Source organism: Vibrio sp. KUL80, assembly GCF_059725495.1.
The window spans coordinates 1,478,182-1,495,229 of record NZ_AP045841.1; the positions used below are offsets into that span (position 1 = coordinate 1,478,182).

A 17,048-nucleotide genomic window follows, 5' to 3' on the forward strand; every position below is an offset into this window, starting at 1 on the left:
GCTTAGTGTATCTGCTCTATGTGAATGAAATGTGAAATTATTGCTTGCCAATGCTCCATTTTGGTTCATAGTACACAAAGTGATCGAAAATTGTACACAATCCAATGGAGGGGTTGGAATGGCAAGAATGAAAGCAATAGAAGCAGCAGTAGCGGTACTAAAAAAAGAAGGGGTGCACATTGCGTTTGGTGTCCCAGGAGCGGCAATCAATCCTATGTATGCGGCAATGAAAGCACTAGGTGGCATTGAGCATGTACTTGCTCGTCACGTCGAGGGTGCTTCTCATATGGCAGAAGGGTTTACACGCACAGAACAAGATAGCATTGGAGTATGTATAGGAACATCGGGTCCTGCTGGTACGGATATGATCACTGGCCTTTATTCCGCATCGGCGGACTCGATCCCTATTTTATGCATCACAGGCCAAGCGCCGCGAGCTCGTCTTCATAAAGAAGATTTTCAAGCGGTTGATATAGAGTCAATTGCCAAGCCTGTCACTAAATGGGCTACGACCGTATTAGAACCCGCTCAAGTACCGCGTGCGTTTCAAAAGGCGTTTCATATCATGCGCTCGGGACGTCCGGGTCCAGTATTGATTGATTTGCCACTCGATGTGCAGTTGGCAGAAATTGAGTTTGATATTGATACTTACGAACCATTGGATGCTTATAAGCCGTCAGCAAGTCGTGAGCAAATAGAGAAAGCGCTCGATATGTTAAGTGCTGCGGAAAAGCCGGTCATTGTTTCTGGTGGTGGTGTCATTAACGCAGGGGCTTCTGATTTGCTTCAGCAGTTTGCGGAAATCACTGGGATTCCTGTCATCCCGACTTTGATGGGGTGGGGGTCTATTCCCGACGACCACGAGCTAATGGCCGGCATGGTAGGTCTGCAAACGGCGCACCGCTATGGTAATGAAACCTTACTTGAATCCGACTTTGTATTTGGTGTTGGAAATCGATTCGCCAATCGACACACCGGTTCGCTCGACGTCTATACCCAAGGTCGTAAGTTCGTTCATATTGATATTGAACCGACTCAGATTGGCCGAGTGTTCTGCCCTGATCTTGGCATTGTTTCAGATGCTAAAGCGGCATTAGAGCTAATGGTAGAAGTCGCGAAAGAGCGAGCGGCGAAAGATCTGTTACCAGATCGAGCTCATTGGGTAGGCACATGTCAGCAACGCAAAGCAACCATGCTTCGTAAAACCCATTTCACCGGCACCCCGATTAAACCAATGCGCGTCTATGAAGAAATGAACAAGGCATTTGGTCCGGAGACATGCTATGTCAGCACGATTGGACTATCGCAAATCGCGGCGGCTCAGTTCCTCCATGTCTATAAACCAAGACATTGGATTAACTGCGGACAGGCGGGTCCATTAGGTTGGACGATACCTGCAGCTCTTGGTGTGAAAGTCGCCGACCCACAACGTGATGTTGTGGCCGTCTCTGGTGACTATGACTTCCAATTCATGATTGAAGAGTTGGCGGTTGGGGCTCAGTTCAATCTTCCTTACATACATGTGGTCGTGAATAACTCTTACCTAGGCCTCATTCGTCAAGCCCAGCGCCAATTTGACATTGATTACTGCGTGCAATTGGCATTTGAAAACCAGAACTCGCCGGAGGTTGAAGGCTATGGCGTCGACCATGTGAAGGTCGTTGAAGGTTTGGGTTGTAAGGCGATTCGCGTTACCGATCCTTCCAATATTCAAAGTGCATTTTCTGAAGCGCGAGCATTGATGGCGGCGCACCAAGTACCTGTTGTGGTTGAGATTATTCTAGAGCGTGTCACTAACATCTCAATGGGGGTTGAAATCAATGCTATCAATGAATTTGAACCGCTAGCTGAGAGTGCAACGGATGCGCCAACTGCACTGTCGTCGATAAACACCACAAACTCAACGTCTTAAGGAGAAGATAATGCCAAAGTTCGCAGCTAACCTATCGATGCTGTTTAATGAAGTCGACTTTCTCAGTCGATTTGAAAAAGCGGCAAACGCAGGATTCCACGGAGTCGAGTATCTGTTTCCTTACGATTTCACCGCAGAGACCATTAAGTCGCTATTGGATGACAATAATCTAGAGCAGGTTCTGTTTAACCTTCCTGCAGGTGACTGGAATGCGGGAGATCGCGGTATCGCGGTCGACCCAAGCCGTATTGAAGAGTTTCAACAAGGGGTGAGCAAAGCGATAAGCTACGCACAGATCTTAGGTTGTAAGCAAATCAACTGCTTGGCGGGCATTGTTCCAGCAAGTGTAACGGGACAAGATGCGAGAACCACGTTCGTAATCAACCTTCGTTATGCTGCGCAGCAACTTGAAGCAGCAGGCATCAAGTTGGTGATTGAAGCGATTAATACACGTGACATTCCAGGCTTCTTCTTGAACACCACAGAACAAGCCAAGTCCATTATTGAAGAAGTTGGTAGTGCGAATCTATCGGTGCAATACGATATCTATCACATGCAAATCATGGAAGGTGACTTAGTTCCGACTATCAGTAGCAACCTATCGCAAATCTCCCATATTCAATTGGCTGACAACCCCGGGCGTCATGAGCCGGGTACTGGAGAAATCAATTATGACTTTGTGTTGAGAGAGCTTGATGCGATGGGATATCAAGGTTGGGTGGGTTGTGAATACAAACCGAAAACAACCACTGAAGACGGTCTGTCTTGGTTAAACGCTTTTCAATAATTCGACACGTTAAGGAGAACACATCATGAAAATTGCATTTATCGGTACTGGGATTATGGGTTTGCCAATGGCTAAAAACCTGCAAACGGCAGGTTATGAATTGGTATTGTCGGATCATTTCAATGCACCACCGGCCGAACTGGTCACTCGCGGGGCAACCGTATGTCACTCGCCGAAAGAAGCGACGGAAATCGCAGATGTTACGATTCTAATGTTGCCTAATACACCGCAAGTTGAAGAAGTGCTGTTTGACGCTGACGGTGTTGAACAAGGTTTAGCGAGCGGTAACTGCAAGCTGGTAATTGACATGAGTTCTATCTCGCCGATGGCTACTCAATCATTTGCTAAGCGTATCAAAGAGAGTGGTGCTCAGTACCTCGATGCTCCAGTGTCGGGTGGTGAAGTTGGAGCGGTGAACGCGACACTCAGCATTATGGTGGGTGGTGAACAGAAAGCGTTTGATAAGGCTAGACCATTGTTTGAAGTGTTAGGCAAAAACATCACGCTGGTGGGTGATAGTGGGGCAGGACAAACTTGTAAAGTCGCCAACCAGATTATCGTAGCACTTAATATTGAAGCGGTATCAGAGGCATTGGTGTTTGCATCGAAGGCTGGCGCTGATCCTGCACGCGTGCGTCAGGCACTGCTCGGAGGCTTTGCGAGCTCGAAGATACTCGAAGTACACGGTGAGAGAATGATTGAAGGCAGTTTCAATCCTGGCTTTAAGATTGCGCTTCACCAGAAAGATCTCAACCTAGCCTTAACGGGCGCAAAAGAACTGGGTGTCGCGCTGCCGAATACAGAAAATGCACAGAACTTGTTTGACGAGTGTGCTGACCAAGGTGGAGAGAATTGGGACCATTCTGCGCTAATTAAAGCGCTTGAAATGCGTTCTAGTCACTCGATTCGCAATGATTGAGTCTCATTTAGTCAGAGGCCGCTGTTACCTTTAGTTTCCGCATAAATCGCGTAGTTTTGTCTCCTTTTATACGCGTTCCCGAAGTTATACAAACTGCGCAGAAGTTTTCGGCTTCAAACTTCACTAACCAGGCGCAGAACGTATTGGCTTCGGGATTTTTTATCTTCTTGTGCTTGCTCAGAATTCAACACCTCACGCTTTGTACTTAGTGTTTAAATTCATTAAGATGAACCAAGCATGAGTAACGACAGTAAGGACAAGCATGTCGCGCATTAGACGGAAGAATCAAGATCTTATCATTGAAGTGGCCAGTGAGCAGTTTGCTACACATGGCTATGCTGCCACAAAGATGGTGGACATCGCTAAGGCGGCAGAGATTCCTAAACCTAATGTGTTCTATTACTTCAGTTCAAAAGATAAGTTGTACTATGCGGTTCTTGAAACTGTAACCCAGCCGCTGCTAGAAGCATCATTACCTATTGAAGAGCTTGATGACCCTGTTGAAGCACTCACACAATACATTCGAACAAAACTCATGATTTCCAGAGATCACCCTCACGCCTCTCGCGTATTCGCTAGTGAAGTGATGTCTGGAGCCAAAGTGCTGCCCGAGGGTATTCGAACCAAACTATTTCAACAGTCACAGCTTATACTAGAAAAATTTGCGAACTGGGCAGAGCAGGGGTTAATGGACGATGTGCCACCACATCATTTAATGTTTGCCATATGGTCGGCAACTCAAACCTATGCCGATTTTAGTTGGCAGATCTGCAGTGTAATGGATAAGCCAGAGTTAACAGACAGCGATTTTGATGAAGCTGCAGCGTTTCTGACCAAGATGGTGATTCAAGGGTGTGGTGTAAAGAGTCGGGTATAAGCTCATGTTTGAAAGGAAACAGTGATACACAGCTGCTCTATTGGTGTGAATAGAATAAGAGCAGCAGTGTCCTTATATTTATCGTTTTAGCTCTATGAGTAAGCTACATACTCAGTGCTTTTTGTCTTAAACGAAGTGCGGCGGCTTTATGTCGCTCAATAAGCTGCGGCATATCCACACCCATGACGGCACCATCGTGAACTCGCCATTGACCAGCCACCATCACACGGTCGGCCTGTTGAGCCCCACACAATAGAAGAGCTGCGAGTGGGTCGTGACTGCCAGAGAAGCGAATATCATCGAGCTTAAACATGGCAATGTCTGCTTGCTTGCCGACGGAGAGTTCACCTATATCCGTGCGACCCATAGCGCGAGCTGATCCTGATGTTGCCCAGCGAAGCGCGTCAAAGTGTGTCACGTTGTTAGAGCCGTAGCGAAGGCGCTGCAAATACATTGCCATACGAACCTCAGCTATTAGGTTGGAGCCGTCGTTGGAAGCTGAACCGTCTACCCCCAAGCCTACTTTCACGCCCGCTTTCTCAAGCTCGTTATTTTTACAGATACCAGAAGCTAGCATCATATTAGAAGTAGGGCAGTGACTTATTCCTACCTCTGCTTTACCAAGTCTTCGAATCTCTTCACTGTTAAAATGGATACCATGAGCTAACCAAGTGCGCTCGTTAAGCCAACCAACGTCTTCAAGATAATCCACCGGACGCAGGCCAAATTTCTCAAGACAGAAATCTTCTTCGTCCAACGTTTCACAGAGATGCGTATGCGTCATCACCGATTCATTCTTGGCGATTCGCGCCGTCTCTTTCATTAAATCCGTGGTCACAGAAAATGGCGAACAAGGTGCGAGGGCGATTTGAGTCATCGCGCCATCCTCACGTTGATGATAGCTATTAATTAAGCGCAAGCTATCGTCAACGATGGTTTGTTCCGTTTGTATTGTGTGACGCGGTGGCAGTCCGCCATCATCTTCTCCTAGACTCATCGAACCGCGAGTAAATATGGCTCGTATTCCTAGCTTTTGCGCCGCTTCAACTTGCAAATCTATCGCATGTTCAAGGCCTGTTGGGATTAAATAGTGATGATCTGAGGCTGTCGTACAACCCGAGAGTAATAGCTCAACAAGTGCCAGTTCGGTGGCGACACTCATCATCTCCTCGTCGAGATTGGCCCATACGGGATACAAGCTTTTCAACCAATGGAACAGCTCTTTATTAAGCGCATCGGGGTAAGCTCTGGTTAGCGTTTGATAAAAGTGATGATGGGCATTAACAAGCCCTGGCGTGACGACATGTTGTGACGCGTCGATAACTGAAGTAATGGTTGTGGTGGGTTCTTGGTTGCTTGCTACTAGTTCGACAATTCGACTGCCAATTACGACGATACCGCCGCCAGCGTCTTCTGTCGTGCCAGTGTAAATAGCAAGTGGATTCTTAATCCATACGGTTTCCATTCATAATAATCCTTAGCCATCTCAGCCTTTTCAGGGAAGAGGGTCTTTTTTGAGTTTTTAGTTGATGAAAAGTGCTCTATATCATTGATTAAGCCATGTATTAGAGCACAAGGGTTATAGCCACTTTGTTGTTAGTAAGCGTTAATTATTGCCTTTTGCAGACAGTTCTGTCTGTGATACTTCTTGGTTTTCTTCTTGTTGCTGAAGCTCATGAATTTCTTGCTTAACCATAGCGCGGCTCTCTTCGTGCGCTTCTTGCTCTTCAAGCTTGCTTGATTTTGGTAAGAACTGATGCAAAAGCACGGTAACGATCGTTCCGGTAGTAATCCCTGAATGAAGGAAATTTGAGAGCTCATGAGGGAAGTGTTGAAGCAAGCGAGGTTCAAACGTGACCGCCAGACCTGATGCCAAACCAACGCAGATGACGAGGGCGTTACGTTTAGTATCAGCCGCTTTAATGAGCATACGAATACCCGCGTAAGCTATCATGCCAAACATGACAAAACCTACACCACCTAACACGGGTTTTGGAATCGTGACTGCAATCGCCGCCAATTTCGGAAACAATCCGCCCAAGATGAGTAATCCACCCGTTGCTGCTACAACGTAACGGCTAGCGACACCGGTAATGCCCACGATGCCCACGTTTTGACTGAATGATGCCAACGGCATTGCCGTTAAACAGGATGCTAGGGTGCTGCCTAGACCATCGCCAAGCAATCCGCGCTTAAGGTCTTTACCATCGATCTTAGTGTGACAGTTGTTTGCGAGAGCCATGAAATCACCCGTTGCTTCCGCGATGACAACAATATAAACCAAGCTCATACTGACAATGGCGCTGGCCGAAAACGTGAGACCATACTTAAACGGCTCAGGACCACCTACCCATGCAGCAGTGCTTATTTGATTAAGGTCGACCATGCCCATAGAAAGAGCGACGATGTATCCACCTGCAAGCCCAATGACAATAGCGGAAGCCGCAACTGCACCTTTACAATAAACCGACACCGCAATCACAATGCCAAGTGATACAGCGGCAAGAAACAGTTTAGGTAAGGTGGCAAACTCACTGCTAACGGCGGGGGCATCACCAACCCAGTTCATGGCAACGGGGAGTATGGTCAGTCCGATTAAGGTAACCACAACACCACTCACAACCGTTGGGAAGAGCTTGCGTACTTTGTCCATGTAGAAGCTCGCCAATATGACGACAAACGAGCCAACTAAGGCAGCCCCCATAATGCCGGATACGCCAGAGTCTTTTCCGATGGAGATAGCAACGCCAAGAAAGGCAAAGCTTGATCCCATAACAACAGGTAGCTTAATTCCGATAGGACCGAAACCGACGCATTGAGCGATGGTGACGATACCAGATGCAAGTAGGGCGGCATTAATGAGCGAGACGATTTCGTCATTCGGTAAGCCAATGGAGGCGCCAACAATGAGTGGTACAGCGACGATACCACCGATAGAGGCCAGCATATGTTGGACGGCCAGTAAAAAGGTCATGCCGTGAGGCGGTTTTTGATTCAGGGTGTACAGAAGTTTCATACTTATTCCTTTAGAGAGCGATGAATCGACTCTTCCTTGGTGGTGACATGGTGACTTCTACAAACTGCGTAGTGATTGTTATCCTGCTCGTCCTTTGCGCTGACCTAAACGACAGGGATGAAAACAAGCGGTAACCGTTAAGCACGATTACCGCTTGAGATTGGTTTAGCCAATGAATACCAGTTTGGCGACGAAGATGGCGCTGAGTAGGTACATTGAAATAGATACATCTTTGGTTTTACCCGTTGCAACTTTAAGAACGGTGTAAGTGATAAAACCAAGGGCGATACCATTAGCGATAGAGAAAGTAAGCGGCATCATTAGCGCTGTAATGGCTGCTGGAGCGCCATTGGTAAAGTCTTTCCAATCGACGTGCTGCATACTGCTCATCATGACGAACGCGACATAGATAAGAGCGCCAGCGGTAGCGTAAGATGGGATCATACCTGCCAATGGAGAAAGGAAGATTGCCGCTAGGAATAGGGCAGCAACGACAATCGCGGATAGTCCGGTTCTAGCACCTGCTGCCACACCCGCCGCGCTTTCTACATAACTAGTCACTGGTGGACAACCTACACATGCACCGGCAACACTAGAAATACTGTCGGCTTTAAGTGCCTTACTCAATCCTTCAATTTTGCCTGTTTCTTTGTTGATTAGGTGAGCTCGCTCAGCGACACCCATCAGAGTACCTGCTGTGTCAAACATGTTCACAAAAAGGAAAGCAAGAATCACACTGACCATAGAAACGTTAAGAGCACCTGAAATGTCCATCGCCATGAAGGTTGGAGCAATGCTTGGTGGCGCAGAGAAGAAACCATTGTATTGAACAAGACCCAACATCATGCCAACAATAGTGACGCTCAGAATGCCGATTAATACCGCTCCGAACACGCGACGCTCACTGAGCACGGCGATGATCAAGAAGGCAATAGCTGCTAGCAGCGCATCGGGCTTAGTGAAGTCACCTAGAGAGACCAAGGTTGCTGGGTTTTCAACAACAATACCTGCGGTTTTTAGGCCGATAAGACCCAAGAAGAGACCGACACCTGCCGTCATAGAGTAGCGTAAGCTTTCAGGAATACTCTCAATGATCCACTGTCGTATCTTGTAGAAACTCATACCCACGAAGAGTACACCTGAAATAAACACTGCCCCGAGTGCGACTTCCCAGCTATAGCCCATCTCACTGACAACAGTAAAAGAGAAAAAAGCATTAAGCCCCATACCAGGTGCTAAGCCTACTGGCCAGTTCGCGAACAGTCCCATGAGTAAACAGCCGATGGCTGCACCGATACATGTCGCAACAAAGACGGCGCCTTGATCCATTCCGGAAGCAGCCATGATGCTCGGGTTAACAAAGATGATATACGCCATAGTAGCGAAGGTAGTGACGCCACCTATCAATTCATTTTTAACGCTAGAACCATGCTGTTTTATCTTAAAAAAGCGCTCTAAGAGTCTGTTTTGGGATGCTTCATTGAGCACTTCTGCTTTGGTTTCATTCATTTTGAGTAAGTCCTTTTCGCATTACCCTGTTTAGTTGAGTGGGTAACATTTCTATTGCTTATCCTTAAATTGAAAACAGCAGTCCCCATGACTCGACGCGTCCCCAAAAGAACGAGTTAAGAGCCATTCCTCACATGAGGTGGTTCATTTCAATTTGTTGGTGATGCGCGATAACGCGCGGCTCATTTAAAGCTGCGTGCGACAACTTCTAAGAGATGGTGAACACCGAGCTAACTGCCTCGGTATGTCGAGAAACTGTATGGTGATACCAACAAAGGGACGTGATAGTGAGCGTCTTTATCATTAAGCCCAAATCGAATCACAACGTCGTCTAAGAATGGAACCGCGTCGAGTTCAACCCCTTTAGCTTGGTAGTAGGAGGCGACATGAAACACGAGTTGATACTTGCCAGACAGAAACTGTTCACCCTCTAGGATAGGGGTGTCGGTGCGTCCGTCTGAGTTAGTTACTACTTCTTTGATGAACTGGATGTCGTTTCCTTCTACTCGAAATAGCTCTACTCGAATCTCTGCACCTGGAACACCGTTGGTCGTATCCAAAACATGTGTAGTCAGTCTTCCCATATTGCTTTCGTACCTAGGTACGCTCCTTGATTAGCTGATTCAATCTTGTATACAACGAGGTCGTATCAAGAACTTTATTGATATTAATATGTACACAATTAAATCGATTAGTAAAGTTTTACGTTACAAATATGTTGAATTAATTCGCTGCTTTGTGATGGTGCAATGCGCACTAAAATGTAGCTAAGCTTGAGGTTTTTGTTTTTAAATTATTGATTTTATTTGCGTTAAATCTAGAAAGTAATTCAACAAACAAAATCTTTACATTAAGATAAATTATTGTATACAATTAAGTTAACGAAATGAGTCGTGAACTTGCGGTGGCAGGTTCATTCAGATGGTTAAGGAGTCTGTGGATGAATAAGGATTATTCACGTAACCTCGTCGGCTATGGAGCCAACCCTCCAAACCCTAAATGGCCGAACAACGCACGAGTTGCGGTCTCTTTTGTATTGAATTACGAAGAAGGGGGAGAGCGTTGTATTTTGCATGGAGACGACGAGTCGGAAGCGTTTCTCTCAGAAATTCCATCGGCAGCACCGATCAAAGGTGAGCGTCACATCAGCATGGAATCCATCTATGAGTATGGCAGCCGTGCAGGTGTATGGCGTGTTCTGCGTTTATTTGAACAATACGATATTCCTCTAACGATATTTGCTGTTGCGATGGCGGTTGAGCGTTATCCAGAGGTGGCGAAAGCCATGAAGGAAGCAGGTCATGAGATATGCAGTCATGGCTATCGCTGGATTGACTATCAGTATATGGATGAATCACAAGAGCGTGACCACATGGCGAAGGCCATCTCTATCATCAAAGAGATCACGGGTGAGCGACCACTTGGCTGGTATACGGGGCGAACGGGTCCCAACACTCGTCGTCTAGTCGCCGAAGAAGGTGGATTCCTCTACGACTCTGATGCTTACGACGATGACTTACCTTATTGGCATACTGAAACAGGTCGACCACAGTTGGTGATTCCGTACACATTAGACGTTAACGATATGCGATTCGCTACCACCCAAGGCTTCAACTCTGGTGAGCAGTTCTATCAGTACCTAAAAGACACTTTTGACACCTTATACGAAGAGGGCGAATACGCACCTAAGATGATGTCAGTAGGGCTTCACTGTCGTTTGATTGGTCGCCCTGGAAGAATCGCTTCTCTTCGACGTTTCTTAGACTATGTCAAACAACATGACGATGTATGGCTTTGTCGAAGAGTGGATATTGCGAAGCACTGGCACGAGCATCATCCATACGACCCGAATCAATAATAACAATCACAAGGAGCAAAGTGATGACGCAATTTAAACACTGTAAGCCAACGGAAATGGTTCGAGACGAGTTTGTCTCTTGCTTTGCTGATATTTATGAACACAGCCCTTGGGTTGCTGAATCGGTGTTTGATTCAGGAATTGAACCTGATGATGACCACATTGAAAACCTGCATTTGAAAATGTCGACGACACTGTTAAATGCAACGGAAGCCAAGCAACTCGACTTGATTAATGCTCACCCTGATTTGGCAGGGCGAGTCGCTATTAATGGCGAACTAACTGCAGCCTCGACAGCTGAACAAGCTGGTGCTGGTATAGATCAGTGTTCTGAGGAAGAGTTTGCCAAATTTACCACCTACAACAACGAATACAAAAGTCGCTTCAACTTCCCTTTTATCATGGCAGTAAAGGGGGCCAATCGTTACCAAATTCTTGAATCGTTCGAGATGCGATTAGGCAATGATAGTGAAACTGAGTTTGTTACAGCACTTAACGAGATCAACAAGATAGCGTTATTTCGCCTAAGAGATATGTAAGTCAGGGAAACGGCAGCTATCTCTCTCATTTTCTTATTAATTGAATAATTGAACTGGATGACAAGAAATGTCTTTGAAAATTGAAAACTACATTAATCTAGCAGATGACAAACTGGGCGCTGAAGCGCTCTACGCCACGGATGACTTTTTCGCTGATAAGAGCCGCTTGCTCAGCCGATTAGACCCGGTATGGAAAGATGACGTCTATGACGACAACGGCAAGTGGATGGACGGCTGGGAAAGTCGTCGTAAGCGTGGAGAAGGTTACGACTACTGTATCGTTAAACTAGGCTTGGCGGGCACAATAGCTGGCGTTGATATCGATACGTCCTTCTTTACGGGCAACTACCCACCATCAGCTTCTATCGATGCTATTTATAGTCCAGAGGTTGATCCAACAAACTCAGAAGAATGGGAAGAAATTCTACCCTCGCAGAGTTTATCTGGAGATAAGCACCACATCAGTGAGATCGACAGTGACAAAGTTTACACCCACGTAAGACTTAACATCTATCCCGACGGTGGTGTTGCACGTTTACGCGTCTACGGCACGCCAAGTGTCGATTGGGATGCCATCGACGAGCTGCAGCAAATTGACCTCGCCGCCGTAGAACATGGTGGAAGAGCGTTAGCATGTAGCGATGAGCACTACGGAAACAAGTCCAACATATTAGGACCAGGTCGTGGTGAAAACATGGGTGATGGCTGGGAAACCGCGCGCCGCAGAACGCCAGGTAATGACTGGGTTATCGTTGCGCTAGGCCATGCGGGTAATGTGGGTCGAGTCGTTGTTGATACTGCACACTTTAAAGGTAATTACCCTGACAGCTGCTCGATTCAAGCTGCTTATGTGAAGGGTGGCACGGATGATCAGGTCGCAACTCAAAGTTTGTTCTGGAAAGAGTTGCTGCCGTCTCAAAAACTCAATGCACACTCGATTCATGAGTTCGTATCAGAGGTTAATGAGATCGGACCGATCACCCATGTACGATTGAACATCTTCCCCGACGGCGGTGTTAGTCGCTTGCGCCTATTTGGCACCAAGGCGGACTAAACTTACTAGAGGGAATGGATATGAGTACTGGTATACGCCGAATTGAAATAGAGCCTCTCAACAAGCATGCGTTTGCTGAGTTTGGTGATGTCATCGAGGTGGAAAATAGCGACTATTTTATGATCAACAACGGATCAACACGTCGTTATCACAAGCTAGCTGAGGCTGACGTGGAAGAGCAGGGTGGTAGAGCCATCATGAGTATCTTTCAGGCGACGCCTTTGCAGTATCCGCTGACTATCAAAATGTTAGAAAGGCACCCGCTTGGCTCACAAGCGTTTATACCATTACTCGGGAAACCGTATCTTATCGTCGTTGCGCCCGAAGGAGACAACCCTTCTTTGGAGCACTGCAGAGCATTTTTGAGCAATGGTCAGCAAGGTGTGAACTATCACAAGGGCGTTTGGCATCATCCAGTTTTAGCGTTAACCGACCAAGACCAGTTTCTAATTGTAGATAGAGCTGGCGATGGGAATAACTGTGATGAGGTGTTCTTTAGTGAGGGACTGGTTCAGCTAAGCCTAGAAGATCTGCCCATTGACCTAGATGAGATACAAAAAGATAAGGATGAGCAGCGAGTTTCTGTCTAAGCTGCTGACGAGGAGTGTGTTATGGATCCACACGTAACAGAATGGCTGAACCTGATTATTCGTTGGGTTCACATGATAGTAGGTATCGCATGGATTGGTGCGTCATTCTACTTTGTATGGTTAGAGAATAACCTTAATCGCACAAATCCCCGTGATGGTCTTTCCGGCGATTTGTGGGCAATTCATGGTGGTGGGATTTACCATCTAGAGAAATACAAGCTTGCGCCACCTAAGATGCCAGAGAATTTGCATTGGTTTAAATGGGAAGCGTATTTCACATGGATAACCGGTGTGCTGCTTTTGGGCGTAGTGTACTACCTCAACGCTGAGATCTATTTGGTTGCTCCGGGCTCGGGTATCGATTCCACTACCGCGATAATGATAGGTGTGGCGTCTCTAGTAGCCGGCTGGGTCATTTATAACGTGCTTTGTAACTCAGCCTTAGGTAAAACACCCATAGTCTTAGGTATTGTGTTGTTTGTCGGCTTAGTGGCTGCAGCCTATGGGCTAACTCAGGTGTTCAGTGGTCGCGGTGCTTACATCCATGTTGGTGCTATTATCGGGACCATTATGGTGGGTAATGTGTTCTTCGTTATCATGCCAGCTCAGCGTAACCTAGTGAAAGCGATTGAAAACAATCAAGAGCCTGATCCTGCGTTACCTGCGAAAGGGTTGCTGCGCTCAAGACACAACAATTATCTGACGTTGCCAGTGCTGTTCATTATGATCAGTAACCACTTTCCAAGTACCTATGGCCATGAATATAACTGGGCGATCTTAGCGGGTTTATCAGTGTTCAGCATCTTAGTGAGACACTATTTCAATACACGTCATGGTAGTCAAAAATTTGCATGGACGATTCCAGCAGCCGCTTTGGGTATGGTGACTCTTGCTTTTGTCTCATCTCCGTATGCGAACAGACCATCGACGCCAGTCGCTAAAGCACCGGTGGCACAAATTCAGGCAAGCTCTGAAGAAGTACAAACGGGCAATGGCCAGATTGCTCAATCTCAAGGTCATGATGGCTCGATTCCGTTTTCACAGATTAATCAGGTCATTCAAGAGCGATGCTCTGTGTGTCATTCCGCAACGCCAACACACGCTGCATTTCAGACTGCGCCTGGTGGAGTCGTATTGGATACGCCAGAAGAGATCAAAGTGAATGTGCCGCGTATTGTCGCTCAGACAGTAACAACAAAAGTGATGCCACTTGGCAACCTCACTCAAATGACCGATGAAGAGCGCACTCTAATTGGAGAGTGGGTAGAGCAGGGTGCTCAGATTCAGTAGCATGTTTATCTAACATAGTTACTTAGCATAGTTAATGAACATTGTTCATAACAAAAGCCGTCCGAACTGGGACGGCTTTTATTTTTTGAATTATCCAGAATATTGCGCTTCGGGGCTTATGCAGCGATCTCGTGCTCTTTGTCTTTATATTGCTTCGCTATGTCGATGAATTGTTGTTCAACAGCCAAAAACGCATCAACAACTTCAGGGTCGAAATGCTGCCCGCGTCCTTCGACGATGATTGCTTTGGCCTTGTCGTGACTAAAGGCGGGTTTATATACGCGTTTCGAAATAAGAGCATCATAGACATCGGCCAATGCCATTAATCGTCCTGACAAAGGAATATCCTCTTTGGCAAGCCCTTTAGGATAGCCACTGCCGTCCCATTTTTCATGATGGGTCAGAGAAATTTCTTTCGCTACTCGCAGGAAGGAGCTACTGCCAAGTTGCTGCTCAGCGATGGAGAGCGCTTCCGCGCCGATCACTGGGTGCGATTTCATGATGTCGAACTCCTCATCAGTGAGTTTTCCTGGTTTGAGTAGAACATCATCGGGGACACCAACTTTGCCAATATCGTGCAAAGGAGCCGACTTGTAGAGAAGATCTATATAGCTAGGTAAAAGCAGGGTGTTGTGCTTCGGGTGCGCTGAGAGCTCGACCGCTAACGCCTTAACATATTCTTGTGTGCGTAGAATATGCGCGCCGGTTTCGTTGTCGCGAGACTCCGCAAGTGCCGATAAGCTAACAATCGCCACATCGCGAGTGACAGCCACTTCGTCTTGGCTATCTTGTAGAGTATCGATCATCGCATTGGTCATCCGAGCCACAGCACCAAACTCATCGTTATTGTAGATCGGCAACCTAGTGTCTATGTGACCAGCGGCAACTTTCTTAAGCGCAGCTTCTTGGTCCGCTAGGATGCGCTTCATTAATTGGCTCCACAGTTTCATGATGTAAATAGAGTAGCCAATGAGCACGCAGGCAATGTAGGCGAACTCTTTGATTATGCTGATCTTGCCACTGCCGTCTAACACACGCTCTGGATTGTGCTCCAACCAGAATACGTCTTTTAAAGCGACCATGCTTAAGGTAATAGTTAGAGTCACTAGCAGCAGCAAAACAAGCGCGATAGCCTGTCCCATCATTGACTGACGTTCATTGGTTTGTAATGTGATAGGAGATGAATCCTGATCGAATTGTTCGACGTTCTCTAACTGCGCTCGAAGGTTGAGAATAAACCCTGTGAGAAACCCGAACATGGTCAAACCAAACACGACCTTGAGGTTACTGTCGATCGGAAACTCATAGCTGAGGGAATAAAACATCGCTAGAGGAATGCTCGCTATCAGGAACAAACCAGCATCCAACTTAGCAAGGTTTGAAAAGCCTAGATACTCTAACCGCGAAGAGATTATGTGTCGCACCGCGAATAACGCAGTAAAAGTAATTCCAGTATGTATTAAGACCTCTGAAAGTGTCAGCGTCTCTAACATAGGGCACACGCGCCCGCCATAAATGCCAAACAAAGTGCCAGCTAACAGGTACAGCCAAAAGGTGAAGGAAAGGTCGTATCGTGGAGTGTTCATTAACGCGCTTTTATAAAGTCCATTTTGAGGCGAATATCAATAACACAAAATTTAACAATTAGTAAGCGGAGTGGTCACAACCCATTGAATTTTTGGAGACTCAATAATTCATTGGGTTGGAGATTGAAAGATAGGGCTCCAGTGAGAAGCGACCCACGCAGGGTCGCAGAGTAGATTAAACGCCCTTGATTTGTCTATTAATGAAGCACAGTTGCTCGTAAAGCGCAGTTGTTTTTGGCATCGTAACGCCATGACTAGCGGCTAAATCAATGGCGTTTTTGTACATATATTGAATCTCAAGCTCTCGATTATTGCGCCTATCTAGCAGCATACTGGTCAAGTAGGGCTTCATTTTAGCTGTGTTGCTAAGCATGGTGTCAATGAGTGACATCGGGATCTCTGTGTCAGTAGTTTGGGCGGCATGCTGAACTTCGATCATAATTGCCTTTGATAAACCTACTAACTCAGCGCAATCCATCATTGTTGCAGTATCTGAATCCAGAACTGTAGACAATCCGTTGAATGGCACATTCCAAAGTAATTTTTTCCAACGCGCATCGATGATTTTGGAGTCTACATCGACTTCGACGCCACCTTGGGTTAAATCATTTGCGAATGCGTGTAATGCGTCGATTCCACTTTGGCCGTATACGCCAATAGTAATGCGTCCGTAATCAATGTGGTCAATATGTCCAGGGCCCACCTTGTTCGAGCAAATAAAACACAAACCACCACCAACGAAAGGCAGGTCGAACGCCTCTGCTACCTCTTGTTCTGCACCGATTCCGTTTTGGAGCAGCATGACTAATGTGTTTGGTTTTAGCAATGGTTGAATGAGGCTTTCGAGTAGATGATTCTGGGTAGTTTTGAGCGCGACGAGTACGACGTCTGCTTTTGGCATGTCAGTAGGCGTGCTGTATGCGTTGAGGTCACTTGAAGGAATAGAAAAATCGCCGTAGTGCGAGTCGACACGTAAACCGTTCTCAACAACATGCTGGTAGTCACTGTTTAATAGGAAGTGGACGTCATGACCTCCATGATGGAGTCTTGCACCGTAGTAACCTCCGATCGCGCCTGTTCCAATTACTGCGAATACCTTTTTGCTCATGTC

At 46.6% G+C, this 17,048-nt stretch carries 14 protein-coding genes and 2 pseudogenes; 10 read left to right on the forward strand and 6 right to left on the reverse strand.

What is annotated here, in order from left to right; all coding sequences use genetic code 11:
• Positions 1-118: 118 nt before the first annotated feature.
• The 4 genes from gcl to AC6I8U_RS06845 all read left to right on the forward strand — a co-directional run bounded on the left by gcl (position 119) and on the right by AC6I8U_RS06845 (position 4,495).
• Positions 119-1,912, forward strand: coding sequence for a glyoxylate carboligase (gene gcl, locus AC6I8U_RS06830; RefSeq protein ID WP_498018112.1), 1,794 nt, complete (start codon positions 119-121; stop codon positions 1,910-1,912).
• 10 nt (positions 1,913-1,922) lie between these two features.
• Positions 1,923-2,699: a hydroxypyruvate isomerase gene (gene hyi, locus AC6I8U_RS06835; protein WP_498018113.1), complete on the forward strand. Its 777-nt coding sequence runs from the start codon at positions 1,923-1,925 to the stop codon at positions 2,697-2,699.
• 25 nt (positions 2,700-2,724) lie between these two features.
• Positions 2,725-3,618, forward strand: coding sequence for a 2-hydroxy-3-oxopropionate reductase (locus AC6I8U_RS06840; protein ID WP_498018114.1), 894 nt, complete (start codon positions 2,725-2,727; stop codon positions 3,616-3,618).
• Positions 3,619-3,880: 262 nt separating this feature from the next.
• On the forward strand, positions 3,881-4,495 hold the full coding sequence (locus tag AC6I8U_RS06845) for a TetR/AcrR family transcriptional regulator (RefSeq protein ID WP_042472610.1): 615 nt from the start codon (positions 3,881-3,883) through the stop codon (positions 4,493-4,495).
• A gap of 103 nt (positions 4,496-4,598) precedes the next feature.
• On the opposite strand, the gene AC6I8U_RS06850 is transcribed toward AC6I8U_RS06845, so the two are convergent.
• The 4 genes from AC6I8U_RS06850 to uraH form a co-directional block, all read right to left on the reverse strand.
• Positions 4,599-5,960 (reverse strand): 8-oxoguanine deaminase, encoded by a 1,362-nt coding sequence (locus tag AC6I8U_RS06850; RefSeq protein ID WP_498018115.1) that lies wholly within the window; start codon positions 5,958-5,960, stop codon positions 4,599-4,601.
• A gap of 141 nt (positions 5,961-6,101) precedes the next feature.
• Complete coding sequence (locus AC6I8U_RS06855) at positions 6,102-7,511, reverse strand: nucleobase:cation symporter-2 family protein (protein WP_252011101.1); 1,410 nt, start codon at positions 7,509-7,511, stop codon at positions 6,102-6,104.
• Between the two features lie 165 nt (positions 7,512-7,676).
• Positions 7,677-9,020 carry an NCS2 family permease gene (locus AC6I8U_RS06860; RefSeq protein WP_498018116.1) on the reverse strand — a complete coding sequence of 448 codons (1,344 nt, stop codon included), beginning with the start codon at positions 9,018-9,020 and terminating at the stop codon, positions 7,677-7,679.
• 230 nt (positions 9,021-9,250) lie between these two features.
• Positions 9,251-9,604 carry a hydroxyisourate hydrolase gene (gene uraH / locus AC6I8U_RS06865; RefSeq protein ID WP_498018117.1) on the reverse strand — a complete coding sequence of 118 codons (354 nt, stop codon included), beginning with the start codon at positions 9,602-9,604 and terminating at the stop codon, positions 9,251-9,253.
• 356 nt (positions 9,605-9,960) lie between these two features.
• Between uraH and puuE the strand changes: the two genes are divergently transcribed.
• The 6 genes and pseudogenes from puuE to AC6I8U_RS06895 all read left to right on the forward strand — a co-directional run.
• Positions 9,961-10,878 (forward strand): allantoinase PuuE, encoded by a 918-nt coding sequence (gene puuE, locus AC6I8U_RS06870; protein WP_498018118.1) that lies wholly within the window; start codon positions 9,961-9,963, stop codon positions 10,876-10,878.
• A 23-nt stretch (positions 10,879-10,901) separates the two neighbouring features.
• Positions 10,902-11,417: a 2-oxo-4-hydroxy-4-carboxy-5-ureidoimidazoline decarboxylase gene (gene uraD, locus AC6I8U_RS06875; RefSeq protein ID WP_498018119.1), complete on the forward strand. Its 516-nt coding sequence runs from the start codon at positions 10,902-10,904 to the stop codon at positions 11,415-11,417.
• Positions 11,418-11,484: 67 nt separating this feature from the next.
• Positions 11,485-12,471 carry an allantoicase gene (alc, locus tag AC6I8U_RS06880; RefSeq protein WP_498018120.1) on the forward strand — a complete coding sequence of 329 codons (987 nt, stop codon included), beginning with the start codon at positions 11,485-11,487 and terminating at the stop codon, positions 12,469-12,471.
• Positions 12,472-12,491: 20 nt separating this feature from the next.
• On the forward strand, positions 12,492-13,061 hold the full coding sequence (locus AC6I8U_RS06885; RefSeq protein WP_498018121.1) for an ureidoglycolate lyase: 570 nt from the start codon (positions 12,492-12,494) through the stop codon (positions 13,059-13,061).
• A gap of 21 nt (positions 13,062-13,082) precedes the next feature.
• Positions 13,083-14,018: pseudogene (locus AC6I8U_RS06890) on the forward strand (urate hydroxylase PuuD); the annotation flags it as partial.
• A gap of 78 nt (positions 14,019-14,096) precedes the next feature.
• Positions 14,097-14,351 (forward strand): annotated as a pseudogene (locus AC6I8U_RS06895) (urate hydroxylase PuuD); the annotation flags it as partial.
• A gap of 116 nt (positions 14,352-14,467) precedes the next feature.
• On the opposite strand, the gene AC6I8U_RS06900 reads toward AC6I8U_RS06895, so the two are convergent.
• Together AC6I8U_RS06900 and AC6I8U_RS06905 are read right to left on the reverse strand one after the other, a co-directional pair.
• On the reverse strand, positions 14,468-15,937 hold the full coding sequence (locus tag AC6I8U_RS06900) for an HD-GYP domain-containing protein (protein WP_498018122.1): 1,470 nt from the start codon (positions 15,935-15,937) through the stop codon (positions 14,468-14,470).
• 175 nt (positions 15,938-16,112) lie between these two features.
• Complete coding sequence (locus AC6I8U_RS06905; protein ID WP_498018123.1) at positions 16,113-17,045, reverse strand: 2-dehydropantoate 2-reductase; 933 nt, start codon at positions 17,043-17,045, stop codon at positions 16,113-16,115.
• Positions 17,046-17,048 lie beyond the last annotated feature (3 nt).